The sequence below is a fragment of the Thalassovita sp. genome (assembly GCF_963691685.1).
Lineage (GTDB): Bacteria > Pseudomonadota > Alphaproteobacteria > Rhodobacterales > Rhodobacteraceae > Thalassobius.
Genome location: NZ_OY829290.1, coordinates 4,349,162 through 4,363,983, shown reverse-complemented (window position 1 = coordinate 4,363,983; position 14,822 = coordinate 4,349,162). Strand labels below are relative to the sequence as shown.

At 58.8% G+C, this 14,822-nt stretch carries 16 protein-coding genes; 13 read left to right on the top strand and 3 right to left on the bottom strand.

All coding sequences use genetic code 11. The annotated features are described in order from the left end of the window. Positions 1 to 8 precede the first annotated feature (8 nt). The 4 genes from ACORLH_RS21225 (at position 9) to ACORLH_RS21210 (ending at position 4,913) form a co-directional block, all read left to right on the top strand. Positions 9 to 1,109 carry an ABC transporter ATP-binding protein gene (locus tag ACORLH_RS21225; protein WP_321830328.1) on the top strand — a complete coding sequence of 367 codons (1,101 nt, stop codon included), beginning with the start codon at positions 9 to 11 and terminating at the stop codon, positions 1,107 to 1,109. A 119-nt stretch (positions 1,110 to 1,228) separates the two neighbouring features. Continuing rightward, complete coding sequence (locus tag ACORLH_RS21220) at positions 1,229 to 2,332, top strand: extracellular solute-binding protein (RefSeq protein WP_321830327.1); 1,104 nt, start codon at positions 1,229 to 1,231, stop codon at positions 2,330 to 2,332. A gap of 80 nt (positions 2,333 to 2,412) precedes the next feature. Next, positions 2,413 to 3,696 (top strand): ABC transporter permease, encoded by a 1,284-nt coding sequence (locus ACORLH_RS21215; RefSeq protein ID WP_058243608.1) that lies wholly within the window; start codon positions 2,413 to 2,415, stop codon positions 3,694 to 3,696. Between the two features lie 5 nt (positions 3,697 to 3,701). Next, positions 3,702 to 4,913 carry an ABC transporter permease gene (locus tag ACORLH_RS21210; protein ID WP_321830326.1) on the top strand — a complete coding sequence of 404 codons (1,212 nt, stop codon included), beginning with the start codon at positions 3,702 to 3,704 and terminating at the stop codon, positions 4,911 to 4,913. 158 nt (positions 4,914 to 5,071) lie between these two features. Here ACORLH_RS21210 and ACORLH_RS21205 read toward each other — a convergent pair whose 3' ends face one another. Next, positions 5,072 to 5,938, bottom strand: coding sequence for a branched-chain amino acid aminotransferase (locus ACORLH_RS21205; RefSeq protein ID WP_321830325.1), 867 nt, complete (start codon positions 5,936 to 5,938; stop codon positions 5,072 to 5,074). 173 nt (positions 5,939 to 6,111) lie between these two features. On the opposite strand from ACORLH_RS21205, the gene ACORLH_RS21200 reads away from it, so the two are divergent. The 8 genes from ACORLH_RS21200 (at position 6,112) to ACORLH_RS21165 (ending at position 11,680) form a co-directional block, all read left to right on the top strand. After that, entirely contained in the window at positions 6,112 to 6,609 is a 498-nt protein-coding gene (locus ACORLH_RS21200) for a MarR family winged helix-turn-helix transcriptional regulator (RefSeq protein ID WP_058243611.1), read from the top strand. After that, entirely contained in the window at positions 6,606 to 7,307 is a 702-nt protein-coding gene (locus ACORLH_RS21195) for a response regulator (RefSeq protein ID WP_321830323.1), read from the top strand. Before ACORLH_RS21200 ends, ACORLH_RS21195 begins: the two co-directional genes overlap by 4 nt. Positions 7,308 to 7,398: 91 nt before the next feature. Then, positions 7,399 to 7,641 (top strand): exodeoxyribonuclease VII small subunit, encoded by a 243-nt coding sequence (locus ACORLH_RS21190; protein WP_321830322.1) that lies wholly within the window; start codon positions 7,399 to 7,401, stop codon positions 7,639 to 7,641. Further along, positions 7,642 to 8,511 carry a farnesyl diphosphate synthase gene (locus tag ACORLH_RS21185; protein WP_321830321.1) on the top strand — a complete coding sequence of 290 codons (870 nt, stop codon included), beginning with the start codon at positions 7,642 to 7,644 and terminating at the stop codon, positions 8,509 to 8,511. Positions 8,512 to 8,532: 21 nt separating this feature from the next. Further along, the gene (gene dxs, locus ACORLH_RS21180) at positions 8,533 to 10,461 is read left to right on the top strand and encodes a 1-deoxy-D-xylulose-5-phosphate synthase (protein WP_321830320.1); all 1,929 of its coding nucleotides are present in this window, start codon (positions 8,533 to 8,535) and stop codon (positions 10,459 to 10,461) included. 254 nt (positions 10,462 to 10,715) lie between these two features. Further along, a complete protein-coding gene (locus ACORLH_RS21175; protein ID WP_321830319.1) occupies positions 10,716 to 10,928 on the top strand; it encodes a hypothetical protein in 213 nt (70 codons plus the stop codon). Between the two features lie 119 nt (positions 10,929 to 11,047). Next, positions 11,048 to 11,266, top strand: coding sequence for a hypothetical protein (locus tag ACORLH_RS21170; RefSeq protein ID WP_321830318.1), 219 nt, complete (start codon positions 11,048 to 11,050; stop codon positions 11,264 to 11,266). A gap of 195 nt (positions 11,267 to 11,461) precedes the next feature. Next, positions 11,462 to 11,680, top strand: coding sequence for a hypothetical protein (locus ACORLH_RS21165; protein WP_321830317.1), 219 nt, complete (start codon positions 11,462 to 11,464; stop codon positions 11,678 to 11,680). A gap of 43 nt (positions 11,681 to 11,723) precedes the next feature. Here the strand turns inward: ACORLH_RS21165 and ACORLH_RS21160 are convergent, their stop codons facing one another. Both ACORLH_RS21160 and ACORLH_RS21155 read right to left on the bottom strand, forming a co-directional pair. Continuing rightward, a complete protein-coding gene (locus tag ACORLH_RS21160) occupies positions 11,724 to 12,581 on the bottom strand; it encodes an SDR family oxidoreductase (RefSeq protein ID WP_321830316.1) in 858 nt (285 codons plus the stop codon). A 25-nt stretch (positions 12,582 to 12,606) separates the two neighbouring features. Further along, on the bottom strand, positions 12,607 to 13,035 hold the full coding sequence (locus tag ACORLH_RS21155; RefSeq protein ID WP_321830314.1) for a DUF1810 domain-containing protein: 429 nt from the start codon (positions 13,033 to 13,035) through the stop codon (positions 12,607 to 12,609). A gap of 244 nt (positions 13,036 to 13,279) precedes the next feature. On the opposite strand from ACORLH_RS21155, the gene ACORLH_RS21150 reads away from it, so the two are divergent. Next, positions 13,280 to 14,764, top strand: coding sequence for an AMP nucleosidase (locus ACORLH_RS21150; RefSeq protein ID WP_321830313.1), 1,485 nt, complete (start codon positions 13,280 to 13,282; stop codon positions 14,762 to 14,764). The last annotated feature ends 58 nt before the right edge of the window (positions 14,765 to 14,822 follow it).

The following is a 14,822-nucleotide window of genomic DNA, read 5'->3' as shown; positions in this document are numbered from 1 at the left end:
GAGTTGCTTTGCCTGACGGATCTTCTAGCGATGCTTTTGTCGCCTTCGAACGCGTGCAAAAGAGTTACGACGGTGAAAACCTGGTCGTAAAAGACCTGAACCTTTCCATGCCCAAGGGCGAGTTTCTAACGATGCTTGGCCCGTCGGGGTCCGGAAAAACCACATGCCTGATGATGCTGGCCGGTTTTGAAACCGCCACCCACGGCGAAATCCTTCTTGATGGGCGTCCGATCAACAACATCCCCCCGCACAAGCGCGGCATCGGGATGGTGTTCCAGAACTACGCTCTGTTCCCTCACATGACGGTTGCCGAAAACCTGTCCTTCCCGCTGGAAGTGCGCAAGATGGGCAAATCTGACCGTGAGGCGAAGGTGAAGCGCGCCTTGGACATGGTCCAGATGGGGGCCTTTGGCGGCCGTCGTCCGGCGCAGCTGTCCGGTGGTCAGCAGCAGCGGATCGCTCTGGCCCGTGCGCTGGTGTTTGAACCGGAACTGGTTCTGATGGACGAACCGCTGGGCGCGCTGGACAAGCAGCTGCGTGAACACATGCAGTTCGAGATCACCCGCCTGGCCCATGAGCTGGGCATCACCACGGTTTACGTGACCCACGACCAGACCGAAGCGCTGACCATGTCAGACCGCGTTGCGGTGTTTGATGATGGCCGCATTCAGCAGCTGGATCCGCCAGACACGCTCTATGAGGAGCCCAAGAACAGCTTCGTTGCGCAGTTCATCGGTGAAAACAACACCCTCGAAGGTGTGGTTACTGAAATGAGCGGTGACAAATGTGTTGTGAAACTGGACGACGGTGAACTGATCGACGCCAAGCCGGTCAATGTCAGCGCCGTTGGCGATCGCACCCGCGTGTCGATCCGTCCTGAGCGCGTCGAATTTAACAAAGAGCGTCTGCAAGATGGCGCCCACACCCTGAAAGCCGAAGTGCTGGAATTCATCTACATGGGTGACATTTTCCGCACCCGTCTGCGGGTTGCTGGCAATGACGAGTTCATCGTCAAGACCCGTAACGCCCCGGACCAGGTGCGCCTGCAGCCAGGTCAGCAGATCGAGATCGGCTGGCTGCCGCAGGATTGTCGCGCGCTCGACGCGTGATGCGGACAACTTCTGCATCCCCCTAGTGGGGGTGCAGACCGCCTGAGGCCCTTTGTCGTTTCCCCCGTGACGACGGGCCCAAACAATAAATTAACGGGATCAACTCTGGGAGAATAAGTATGAAACTCACCAAGATCTTTATGACCTCTACCGCTCTGGCTTTCGCAGCTGGCGCAGTGGCGGCGGCTGATATGGCCAACGAAATGACCATCGTGTCCTGGGGTGGTGCCTACTCCAAGTCGCAGCTGAAGGCCTATCACGAGCCCTATTCGGCGAACACCGGCGTGACCATCATCAACGACGACAGCTCGGGTGAAGCGGTATCGAAGCTGCGCGCCATGAACGAAGCTGGCAACGTGACCTGGGATGTTGTGGACGTTGAAGCCGCTGACGCGATGCGTCTGTGTGACGAAGGCCTGGCCGAAGAAATCGACTTCAACACCATGCTGGCCCCTGCACCTGATGGCACTTCGGCCGAAGATGACTTCGGCGCAATGCTGGTTTCCGACTGCTTCATCCCGCAGATCGTATTCTCGACCACCTTTGGCTACCGCACCGACCTGGTTGGCGACACCCCGCCCAGCTCGGTCTGTGACGTCTTTGACCTGGAAGCCTACCCGGGCAAGCGCGCGCTGGCGAAAAAGCCGATCGGCAACGTAGAATGGGCGCTGCTGTGTGACGGTGTTCCGAAGGACGAGATCTACGAAGTTCTGGAAACTTCCGAAGGTCAGGACCGCGCACTGGCGAAACTGGACACCATCAAAGACCAGACCATCTGGTGGTCCGCTGGCGCCGACACCCCTCAGCTGCTGGCTGACGGCGAAATCGTAATGGGCTCGACCTTCAACGGTCGTCTGTTCTCGGTCATCGAAGAGCAGAAACAGCCGGTTGCTATGCTGTGGGACGCTCAGGTGTTTGACATCGACGGCTGGATCATCCCCGCCGGTCTGAGCGAAGAGCGCAAAGCCCGTGCTCTGGACTACATCTACTTCGCCACCGACACCCAGCGTCTGGCGGATCAGGCCAAGTACATCTCCTACGGTCCGGCCCGTGCCTCCTCGGCGCCGCTGGTAGGTAAGCACGCCGAACTGGGCATCGACATGGCGCCGCACATGCCGACCGATCCGGCGAACGCCAAGAACACCTTCCTGAACAACTATGAGTTCTGGGCGGACTATCGCGACGATATCGACGCGAAATTCCAGGCTTGGCTGGCCAAGTAAGAAGCTGAACTTTCAGCTTTGATATAAAGGATGGGCCGCAACGTACGGCCCATCCACACCAAATTTCCGACGGGGACACCATGAGCGTTACAACCGATACCGGCCAAGCTACGGGCCCAGTGTTGGCCGCAGACGGCACACCGCTAAAGCGCAGCCTCAGCCGCGCCCTTCGCCGCCAGAAGATGCGAGCATTGATGCTGATTGCACCGCTGCTGATCTTCGTCCTGGTTTCATTCATCATTCCTATCGGCTCGATGCTGTTCCGCTCAGTGGAAAATGACATCGTCGCTGATACGCTGCCGCTGACCGTGGTTGAACTGCGCAATTGGGACGCCGAAAGCGGCGAATTGCCGGATGAGGCGCTTTATGCAGCCTTCGCCACCGATATGGTCGCTGCGATTGAAGCCAAAAAACACACACGTCTGGGCACCCGTCTGAACTATGAGCAGACCGGCATGTCGTCGCTGTTCAGAAAATCCGGCCGCAAACTGAAAAAACTCGACCCTGCAGCCGATGCGCCTTTCAAAGAAAAGATCATCGATATCGACAAGAAGTGGGGCGATGTTGAGACCTGGCGGACGATCAAAACGCATTCTGTGCGGCTGACAAACGGCTATTTCCTGAACGCCGTGGACATGCGCCGTACCCCTGAGGGCGCGCAATCGCAGCCCGAAGACAAGCAGATCCTGATCAAGCTGTTCCAGCGGACGCTGATCATGTCGGTGATCATCACCGTGTCCTGTATCATTCTTGGCTACCCGGTGGCCTGGATTCTGGCCAACCTGCCGATGCGCACCGCCAACATCCTGATGATCCTGGTGTTGCTGCCCTTCTGGACATCGCTTCTGGTGCGAACCTCGGCGTGGAAAGTGATGCTGCAACAACAGGGGGTGGTCAATGAGGTGCTGGTGTGGCTTGGCATGGTTGCGGATGACTCACGCCTTGTGCTGATCAACAACCAGACCGGTACGATCATCGCGATGACCCACATCTTGCTGCCGTTCATGATCCTGCCGATGTATTCGGTGATGCAGACGATCAAACCTTATTACGTGCGCGCTGCAAAATCGATGGGCGCCACCGATTGGACGGCCTTCTGGCGCGTCTACTTCCCGCAGTCCATTCCGGGCATCGGGGCGGGGTCGATCCTCGTGTTTATTCTGGCGATTGGCTACTACATCACGCCTGAAATCGTCGGCGGCACCAAAGGTGTCTTCATCTCGAACCGGATCGCATACCACATCTCCAGCTCACTGAACTGGGGTCTGGCAGCGGCGCTTGGCACCATTCTGCTGGCGGTGGTTCTGATCCTTTACTGGGCCTACGATAAGATCGTTGGCATCGACAACGTGAAGCTGGGGTAACGAACATGGCTGCACTTACTCCCATCTCTCGCAAACCCATGTCACTGGTCATGCCCACTGTGGGCGCGGCCGGGGCGCTGCTGGGGCTCTTTGTTGGCACTGCAAACGGATCCGGCCTTGCCGGCATCGTGATCGGTGCGGCGCTGATCGTGGCCATGGCTGCGGTCTTCATCTTCGGCCTGAAAAACGAAGGCCTAGCCAAGTGGATCTCCATCGCGCTGCTGTCTGTTCTGGGCTTTGTCTTCGGCGGTGTGCCGGGGGTGATCCTGGGCGCCGTCTTTGGCTGGCTGTTCCACTGGTTCATCTACTGGCTTTACGAAGGGCGCTATCGTCAGCGTCTGCTGCCCTACCTGACACCGCGCCAGGTGCTGTGGCACTATACCTTCCGGGTGATCTGTGGGGCGATCTTTACCTTCCTGATCACACCGATCCTGGTGGTGATGCCGCTGTCGTTCAACGCGCAGGACTTCTTTACCTTTACGCCTGAAATGCTGCGTCTGGATCCGGAAGGCTATTCGCTGAAGCACTACCGCGACTTCTTCACCAACAATGAATGGCAGCGCTCATTCAAGAACTCGCTGATCATCGCGCCGATTGCGACGGTCATCTCGGTGAGCCTGGGCACCCTGGCGGCCATTGGCCTCAGCCAGAGCCACGTGCCGTTCAAACGGGCGATCATGGCGATCCTGATTTCGCCGATGATTGTGCCGTTGATCATTTCGGCCACCGGCATGTTCTTCTTCTATAGCCAGATCGGCAACTGGCTGGAAGGATCGCTGGGCCTCGACAAGACCTTTGTGGGCTACATCAAAGTGGTACTGGCGCATGCTGTGCTGGGCATTCCCTTCGTGATCATCACCGTCACCGCAACGCTGGTGGGTTTTGACAACTCACTGACCCGTGCGGCGGCGAATATGGGGGCGAACCCGGTGACCACCTTCTTCAAGGTGCAGATGCCGCTGATCCTGCCCGGCGTGATCTCAGGTGGCCTTTTCGCCTTCATCACCTCGTTTGACGAAGTGGTTGTGGTGCTGTTTGTCGGCTCGGCCAGCCAGAAGACGCTGCCATGGCAGATGTTCACCGGCCTGCGCGAGCAGATCTCACCGACCATTCTGGCGGTGGCGACGATCCTTGTTGTGATCTCAATCGGTCTGCTGACCACGGTGGAACTGTTGCGCCGTCGCTCCGAGCGTCTGCGCGGGATGAGCCCGGGTTAACCTGACCTCACCATCGCGAAACTAAACGGTGCGCGCCCTTCGGGGCGCGCGCTTTGTTTCTCGGGGCCTCCGGCCGGAGTATTTGGGGATCATTGAAAGACATGAAAAAGGCGGCCTCCGCATTGGGGCCGCCTTTGCTGTCAGTTGGTCCTGATGGATCAGGCGCGCACCAGCGCCTCATAGGCCTCAGAAATTTCACGGGTCAGCGTGCCGACCTCAAAGGTGAAATCGCCGATCTGGCCCACCGGGGTGACCTCGGCGGCGGTGCCGGTCAGCCAGCACTGTTCGAAGGAGGCCAGCTCTTCCGGCAGGATGTGGCGTTCGATGACGTTCACGCCGCGCTCTTTCAGCATGCCAACCACGGTCTGGCGGGTGATGCCGTTCAGGAAGGCGTCAGGCTTGGGTGTGTGCACTTCGCCGTCTTTCACGAAGAAGATGTTGGCGCCGGTCGCCTCGGCCACATAGCCGCGGTAGTCATACATCATTGCGTCCGAGCAGCCTTTGTCTTCGGCGGCGTGTTTCGACATGGTGCAGATCATGTAGAGGCCGGCGGCTTTGGCTTCATGCGGGATGGTGGCGGGGTCAGGACGGCGCCATTTGGCGATGTCGAGTTTGGCGCCCTTCATCTTGGCGTCGCCATAGTAGTTGCCCCATTCCCAGGCAGCGACGGCGACCTGCACCGGGTTCTTGCGCGACGCAACACCCATGTCTTCACCCGCGCCGCGCCAGGCGACAGCCCGTACGTAGGCGTCCTGCCAGCCGTTGGCCTTCAGCACTTCGTATTTGGCGGCTTCCAGTTCTTCGACCGAGTAGGGGATTTCCATGTCCAAGAGTTCGGCTGATTTGATCAGACGTTCGGAGTGTTCCACCGATTTGAAGATCTTGCCGTTGTAGCAGCGTTCCCCTTCGAACACCGAGGAGGCATAGTGCAGCGCGTGGCTGAGAATGTGAACATTGGCGTCACGCCATTCCACCAGTTTGCCATTCATCCAGATCTTGCCGTCGCGATCGTCATAACCGGCCATTGTCGTCTCTCCTGCCCTAGATGGGGTGTTTGCGAAAATTGCGCCGAATTGGACCGGACCGGACATATTCTTGCGCGAAAACTGCGATTCGGTAGCATTCCGATCTTGGAAAGTCAATAAGACTGACATAAGCTGATGAAACCATTGGCAGTAGGTGAGTTTTGGAGGATTGGATGAGCGACGTTGGTACGGGCGAGAATCTCCTCTTTCTGACGGATGAGCAGCTGCGACAGGGGATCGAGGCGATGTTCTTCGCCTATCGTGGATTTACCGCGGATCCTGATCGGATTTTGACCGGCATGGCCTACGGCCGCGCCCATCACCGGGCCATCCACTTTATCAACCGTGCCCCGGGCACAACGGTGAACAACCTGCTGATCCTGCTGGGGGTTACCAAACAGTCGCTGAACCGGGTGCTGCGGACCCTGATTGAAGATGGGCTGGTTGAAAGCCGCGTTGGGGTCAGCGACAAGCGCGAGCGCAATCTGTACCTGACCGATGCAGGTCAGGAGCTGGAGCGCAAACTGTCTGATGCCCAACGCGCCCGTATGCGTGCGGCTTACCGGGCTGCGGGGCCGCAGGCGGTGGCCGGGTTCCGGCAGGTTCTGGAGGCGATGATGGATCCTGAAATGCGCCGCAAATACCACGCCCTGAGGGAGAGCGGCGCATGAGTGACGTAGACGCCCACCTGCTGATTGTCGATGATGATGAGCGGATCCGCAGCCTGTTGCAGAAGTTTCTGATCCGTAATGGTTTCCTGGTGTCGGCGGCGCGTGATGCGGCGCATGCGCGGCGGCTGTTGTCGGGGCTTGATTTCGATATGATCGTGATGGACGTGATGATGCCCGGTGAGGATGGCGTCAGCCTGACCCGCGATCTGCGCCAGACCATGAGCACCCCGATCCTGCTGTTGACCGCCAAGGGCGAAACCACCGACCGGATTGCCGGGTTGGAGGCGGGGGCCGATGACTACCTGTCAAAACCCTTTGAGCCCAAAGAGCTGCTGTTGCGGATCAATGCCATTCTGCGCCGTATGCCCGAGCCAGAGGCCAAGGATGCAGCCCCCAAGGTGCTGAGCCTTGGCCCGATCCGCTACGATATTGATCGCGGCGAACTGTGGCGCGGCGATGAGATTGTGCGTTTGACCGCCACCGAAAGCCAGCTGATGAAAATTTTCTCGGCCTTGCCCGGTGAGGCGATCAGCCGGGCCAAGCTGGTGGAGGATCTGGGCCGTGACCGGGGCCAGGCGCAGGAACGTGCTGTGGATGTGCAGATCACCCGGCTGAGGCGCAAGTTGGAAAGCGATCCGAAACAGCCGCGGTATCTGCAAACGGTGCGCGGTGCAGGCTACATGCTGGCGCCGGATTAAAGCGCCATCGTGGCGCGGGCGCCGGTCTCGACTTCACCCGCAAAATATGGTCTGACAGCGCGTAACGATCAGGTTTGGATGGAGAGGCCGCATGAGCGAGAAACCCGTCAGTGAGATGAGCTTTGAAGATGCGATGCGAGAGCTGGAAACCGTTGTTGGCCAGCTGGAGCGTGGCGATGTTGCGCTTGAGGATTCCATCAAGCTCTATGAGCGCGGCGCAGAGCTGAAGAAGCGCTGCGAAGCCAAGCTGAAAGAGGCCGAGGAAAAAGTGGCTGCGATCACTTTGGATGGGGAAGGCCAGCCCAACGGCCTGAATGCGGTCGAAGGTCTTTAAGTGTTTGAAACCCGTTTGAAAGACGCCGCATCGCAGGTGCAGGCGCATCTGGATGATGTGATTGGTTCCATGGGCGATCTGCCGGTAGTGCAGGCGATGTCCTATGCCAGCGCGGGCGGTAAACGGCTGCGGGCCTTTCTGGTGTTGGAAAGCGCCCGGTTGCACGGGATTGCGCCGGAACAGGCGATCTGGGCTGCGGCCTCGGTTGAGGCGCTGCATGCCTATTCGCTGGTGCATGATGATCTGCCGGCGATGGATGATGATGACCTGCGGCGCGGCTTGCCGACCGTCCATGTGAAATGGGATGAGGCCACCGCGGTTCTGGCGGGCGATGCGTTGCAGACGCTGGCGTTTGAATTGTTGGCGCGGCCAGAAGCCTCAGCCGATCCGTTGGTACGCGCGGAACTGGTGCTGCGGATGGCCCGCGCGGTGGGGGCTGAGGGCATGGTCAAAGGGCAGGCGCTTGATATTGCGGCTGAAACGGCGGCAACACCGCTGACGCTGGACCAGATCACCGAACTGCAGGCCGGGAAAACCGGGGCGCTGATCGAATGGTCGGCCTGTGCTGGCGCGGTGCTGGCGGGGGCGGACACCGAAGCGCTGAGCATCTATGCCCAGAAACTGGGGCTTGCCTTTCAGATCTGGGACGATGTGCTGGACGTCGAAGGGGATGCGGAAACCGTTGGCAAGGCGGTTGGCAAAGACGCCGATGCCGGCAAAGCGACCTTCGTTTCGCTGCTGGGGTTGGATGCGGCAAAATCCCGCGCGCAAACCCTCGTGCAAGAGGCCTGTGATGCGCTAGTCTCTTACGGAGACGAGGGCGAAACCTTGCAGCAAGCAGCGCGTTTCGTTATCTCGCGACACAGCTAGAATCCCACCCCGGAGGGGGCCATGTCAGATAGACCCAATACACCGCTTTTGGACCAGGTGAATGTGCCTGCCGATCTGAAGCGTTTCAACGACGCTCAGCTGCGCCAGATTGCGGATGAGTTGCGGCAGGAAACCATTTCCGCCGTGTCGGAAACCGGCGGCCATTTGGGCGCGGGCCTGGGGGTGGTTGAGCTGACCGTGGCGATCCATTCGGTCTTTGATACCCCGCGGGACAAACTGATCTGGGACGTCAGTCACCAGAGCTACCCGCATAAGATCATCACCGGCCGTCGTGACCGGATCCGCACCCTGCGTCAGCAGGATGGGTTGTCTGGTTTCACCAAACGCTCGGAATCGCCCTATGATCCCTTTGGCGCGGCGCATAGCTCCACCTCGATCTCGGCAGGTCTTGGCTTTGCCGTGGCGCGGGATCTGGGCGGCAGCCCCGAGGCGGGTCTTGGTGATGCCATTGCAGTGATCGGCGATGGCTCCATGTCGGCTGGTATGGCCTTTGAGGCGATGAACAACGCGGGTCACTTGGGCAAACGTCTGTTTGTGGTGCTGAATGACAATGACATGTCGATCGCCCCGCCGGTGGGCGCGCTGTCCAACTATCTGAACCGCCTTTATACTGTTGAGCCGTTGCAGGATATCAAGCAGGCCGCCAAAGGGGCGGTTAGCCTGTTGCCGGAACCTTTCCGTGAGGGCGCCAAACGCGCCAAGGAAATGCTGAAAGGCATGACCATTGGCGGCACGCTGTTTGAGGAACTGGGCTTCACCTATGTGGGGCCGGTTGATGGTCACGACATGCCGCAGCTGTTGCAGGTCATGCGCACTTTGAAGGCGCGCGCGACAGGCCCGGTGCTGATCCACGTGCAAACCAAAAAGGGTAAGGGCTACGCCCCGGCCGAAGCCGCATCGGACAAGGGTCACGCCACGGCCAAGTTTGATGTGCTGACCGGCAAGCAGCATAAAGCCGCGTCCAATGCGCCCAGCTATACCAGCGTGTTTTCCAAGGCCCTGCTGGCAGAGGCTGCGGTGGATGACAAGATTACCGCAGTCACGGCTGCGATGCCGGATGGCACCGGTCTGGGTCTGTTCGCGGAACGCTACCCCAGCCGTTGTTTTGATGTGGGCATTGCCGAACAGCATGGCGTGACCTTCGCCGCCGGTCTGGCGGCCGGGGGAATGAAGCCGTTCTGCGCGATGTATTCGACCTTCCTGCAGCGCGGCTATGATCAGGTGGTGCATGATGTGGCCATTCAGCGGCTGCCCGTGCGTTTCGCCATCGACCGCGCCGGTCTGGTTGGCGCTGACGGGGCCACCCATGCGGGCAGTTTTGATGTGGCCTATCTGGCAAACCTGCCAGGTATGGTGGTCATGGCTGCGGCGGATGAGGCTGAGCTGATGCATATGGTGGCGACCGCCGCCGCGCATGATGAGGGGCCGATTGCCTTCCGCTACCCGCGTGGTGAAGGCGTCGGCATCGACCTGCCCGAACGTGGCACCCCGCTGGAAATTGGTAAGGGCCGCATCATTCAGGAGGGCAGCCGTGTGGCGATCCTGTCCTTCGGCACCCGCCTGCAAGAGGTCATGCAGGCCTGTGACCGGCTGGCGGCTAAGGGGATCACCCCAACCGTGGCTGACGCCCGTTTCGCCAAACCGCTGGATGAGGATCTGATCCGCGATCTGGCTGCGAACCATGAGGTTCTGCTGACGATTGAAGAAGGCGCCATTGGCGGTTTCGGCAGCCACGTGGCGCAGTTCCTGGCCGAAGAGGGCGTTTTTGATCACGGTCTGAAGTACCGTTCGATGGTGCTGCCGGACATCTTCATCGATCAGGCCAGCCCGAAAGCCATGTATGATGTGGCGGGGCTGAATGCGTCGGATATTGAGGCCAAGGTGCTCAAAACGCTGAACATCGCCTCGATTGGTGAAAAGCGCGCCTGACTCGCAGCACAACTCAAAGCTTATAGAGCGCTACCTCTAGGGGTAGCGTTTTGCGTTATCAGGGGCCAAAACGGACGAATTTGACGTCAAATCGGTCCAAAACCGGAAAAACATTGATTTTTTTTCGGATTTTGGGGCAGTTTGGTTAGATACCAGTTCAAATTCTTTATCGGCTTTGTGGGGCTGCTCCACGTTTATTCAAAGCCAACCTGAAGCGCCGGCCGTGACCGGCAGAAGCCTGTTTTGGAGATTTGATGATGAAGACACTGCTCGCCTCTGTTGCCAGCCTTTCTGCATTTTGTGCCCCCGCGTTTGCCGGGAACGTTGAAGCGGCTGCGATGGATCCCGAAGTGATCGAGGCCGCTGCCGCCTCATCCGATGGGGGAATGGTTGTTCTAGGGATTATGGTTGCCGTTCTGTTGCTGACTGCACTCAGCAGCACCAGCACGACGCCTGTGCCCACCTAAGTATCGGTATATCTGCAGGTTTGACCCGTACCCGTTTCTAGGGTTCCTCGGTTTATGGTGGGCGGCTTCCGCCCATCTTCGGCGTTTCAAATTCACCCAATCCAACTGGAGGAATTGAAATGAAGAAACTGTTTGTTGCCACCGCTCTGATGGCCACACTGGCATCCCCTGTGATCGCTGATGAGGGTCCGGCTGCCAAAGCTGCCAATATGGATCCTGCCGTGATCGAAAATGCGGCTGCCGCCCCATCGGATGAAGGTTTCATCGTGCTGGGCATCATGGTGACCATCATCATTCTGGCTGCCTTGAGCAGCGGCAGCTCATCATCGATGTACTAACGCGACGTCTGGAACGGTTCAGACCTAATAAACCTTACGTGTGCAGCATCGCGCTGCGCACGTAAAACGATACTGCGGCGCAAAATCAACAGCCTAGGATTCATAACTGAGGGAGAGCCCCCTTTGCTTGAGCGAAGCGGGTGAAACCGGCACCACTATGGCCGGATAATAGAATCGTATTTTAGGGAGCCCTCGATGAAACGTCTCGCCACCGCCACTCTTGCCATTGCTGCAATGACTGTTCCTGCCTTTGCCGGCAGTGTTGATCCAGCCGTAATGGATCCAGAAGTTATTGAAGCCGCAGCAGCCACTTCGTCGGACAGCGGTCTTGCCGTGATGGGTATCATGGTTGCCGTGGTTTTGCTGGCCGCGCTCAGCTCGACCACCCCAGAGCCAACCCGCTTGCTGAACTAACAAAGTTTTCGCGCTGACAAGAATGGCCCCATCGGGGCCATTTCTATGTCTGCTGTTCCGCCTTCAGCAGCGCGGACAAACCGCTGCGATAATCGGGGTATTTCAGCACGACCCCCAATTCGTCCTTGATCCGGTCGTTCCGCACCCGCTTGGACTCAGCGTAGAAACTGCGCGCCATTGGCGTCATCTCGGCGGTTTCAAAATCAACGGCTTCGGGCACCGGCATCTGCAACAGCTCCGCGGCATAGGCGATGACATCTTCGGGCGGGGCCGGATCATTGTCGCAGAGGTTATAGGCGGCGCCGGGATTTGGCCGGTTGATGGAGGCCTCCAGCACCTGTGCGATGTCTTCGACATGAATGCGGCTGAAAACCTGGCCCTCTTTGATGATCCGCCGCGCGGTTCCATTGCGCACTTTGGCAAAGGGGCCACGGCCGGGGCCGTAGATCCCGGCCAAACGGAAAATATGCAGGGGCAGGTTTGGGAGTGCTTGCCAGGCAGCTTCGGCCTCGACCCGCAGTTGGCCGCGTTTGGTCGAAGGGGTCAGTGGCGTTGCCTCATCCACCCAGCCACCCTGATGGTCGCCATAAACACCCGTCGTCGAGAGGTAACCCACCCAATCAAACGCAGTTGCGCGGGCAGCGATCTGATCACGGTAGTGGTTCAAAACGGGATCGCCGTCAGGCCCGGGACCGGCTGAGATCAGCAGGTGACTGGCACTCGCGATGTGATCGCTCAGATCTTCGTCCCAGAGCACCGGCTCAACTCCGGCGGCGTGCAGCGCATCACATTTTTCAGCCTTGCGTGTGGTGCCGATGATGCGCCAGCCCTGCGGCACCAGCCGTGCCGCCAGCGCCACAGCGGAAAATCCATGGCCGAAAGAAAGCAGTGTCTTGGTCATGTCGTCCCTATTTTCTATGTGTCCTCTAGGCTGAATCCGGCCCTAACAGGGCATCGGTCACCTCGCAGCGCTGCCCGTCATAAAACATATCCAGCACTTGGGCAAAGACCGGTGGCGCCTCTTTGACTGTGGCAAAGAGCGTCGCTGAACTGCGCAGCTTTCTGGCGTCGACCTTGCCCATGATCATTTCAGCGGGTTGATCCAGATGCTGCAACAGCAGATCCATCATGTGCACCAGACGTGGACCCAGCACATCATGGTGCAGATAGGCCTCTGCCTCTGCCAGGTTTTCAATCCCATAGTAAATCGCGTAGTCCGACCGGCCCAGACCAACCAGCTGCGGGTAGATGTACCACATCCAATGGGTCAGCTTGCGGCCCTGCGAGATTTCACGCGCGGCATCGTCATAGTTGCGGGATTGCGCCTGCACAAAGCGGGATAGATCGTAGCTCATCGGTCCTCAAACGTCGGCGGGCGCGGCGGCACCCGGGCGCATCTTGCGGTGTTACGGTCAGAATGGCGAAATCCGTGCAGAGGTGAAAGACCTCCATACCAAAGAGAGCGTTGAGACATTCTGCCGTGAGGCATTAAGCCCCCCGCGCGCCCTTCTTTTGTTGCCGCATCTGCCGCTTTGTCACGGGGAATGGTTGAACCTGTGATCTACCCATGTCAACGTCAGGCGAAAAAGGGAACGCGCAATGCCCAATACTTCACAGGATGTTTTGATTGAAACGCCGGTACTGCCGGCCGCAGAACAGTTTTCAGACGCAGCCGAAGCCGTTGATCGGCTGGAGTTGCTTTATCGCGGGGCGACGGAATTTCTGTCACAGCATTTCCGCGCTACTTTGGCCTCGGGCCAGGCAGATCGCCGGTATCGGGCGTTTTATCCTGAGGTGCGGATCACCACGGTCACCCATGCCAAGGTCGACAGCCGCCTGAGCTTTGGCCATGTGTCACAGCCCGGCACTTTTGCCGCCACAATCACCCGCCCGGATCTGTTCCGCAATTACCTGCAGCAACAGATTGGCCTGTTGATCCACAACCACGGCGTTGCGGTGGAGGTGGGCCTGTCGACCACGCCGATCCCGGTGCATTTTGCGGTGGCCGGTCAGGGCGACATCACCGTGCCACAGGAAGGTGCTGCGCAGTTCATTCTGCGTGATGTCTTTGATGTGCCGGATCTCAACACCACCAATGATGACATCGTGAACGGCACCTATGAGGTGCCCGCAGATGGCACGATGCCCCTAGGCCCGTTTACGGCGCAGCGGGTGGATTACTCACTGGCCCGTCTCAGCCATTATACCGCGACGGACCCTGAGCATTTCCAGAACCACGTGTTGTTCACCAACTACCAGTTCTATGTGTCCGAATTTGAGGCATACGCCCGCAAGATGTTGGCGGATCCTGACAGCGGCTATACCGCCTTTGTTGCCACCGGCAACGCTGAGATCACGGCGGCCGATCAGGTCTTGGCCAAGTCTGAGAAGATGCCGCAGATGCCAACCTACCACCTGAAGCGGGCGGATGGGTCGGGCATCACGCTGGTCAATATCGGGGTGGGACCGTCAAACGCCAAAACCGCCACCGATCACATTGCGGTGCTGCGGCCACACGCCTGGATCATGGTCGGCCATTGTGCCGGGCTGCGCTCCAGCCAGAGCCTTGGTGATTTTGTCCTCGCCCACGCCTATCTGCGCGAAGATAAGGTGCTGGATGATGACCTGCCGGTCTGGGTGCCGGTGCCGGCTTTGGCGGAAATTCAGGTGGCGATGGAACAGGCCGTGGCTGAGGAAACGCAGCTGGATGGCTATGACCTGAAACGGGTCATGCGCACCGGGACTGTGGCCAGTCTTGATAACCGAAACTGGGAGCTGCGCGATCAAACCGGACCTGTTCAGCGCCTCAGCCAGTCGCGTGCCATCGCCCTTGATATGGAAAGCGCCACTATCGCGGCAAATGGCTTCCGGTTTCGGGTTCCATACGGAACTTTGCTCTGTGTGAGCGATAAACCGCTGCATGGGGAGCTGAAACTGCCGGGAATGGCCTCAGACTTCTATAAAACACAGGTTTCGAGGCATTTGCTTATTGGCATTCGGGCCATGGAAAGGCTAAGAAATATGCCGTTGGAACGCATCCATAGTCGGAAACTGCGCAGTTTCGATGAAACAGCGTTCCTGTGACTGAGGGTAAACCAGTGTTTTTTGCTAGTTTTGGCGTGGTTGCAGAACACAATTCGTT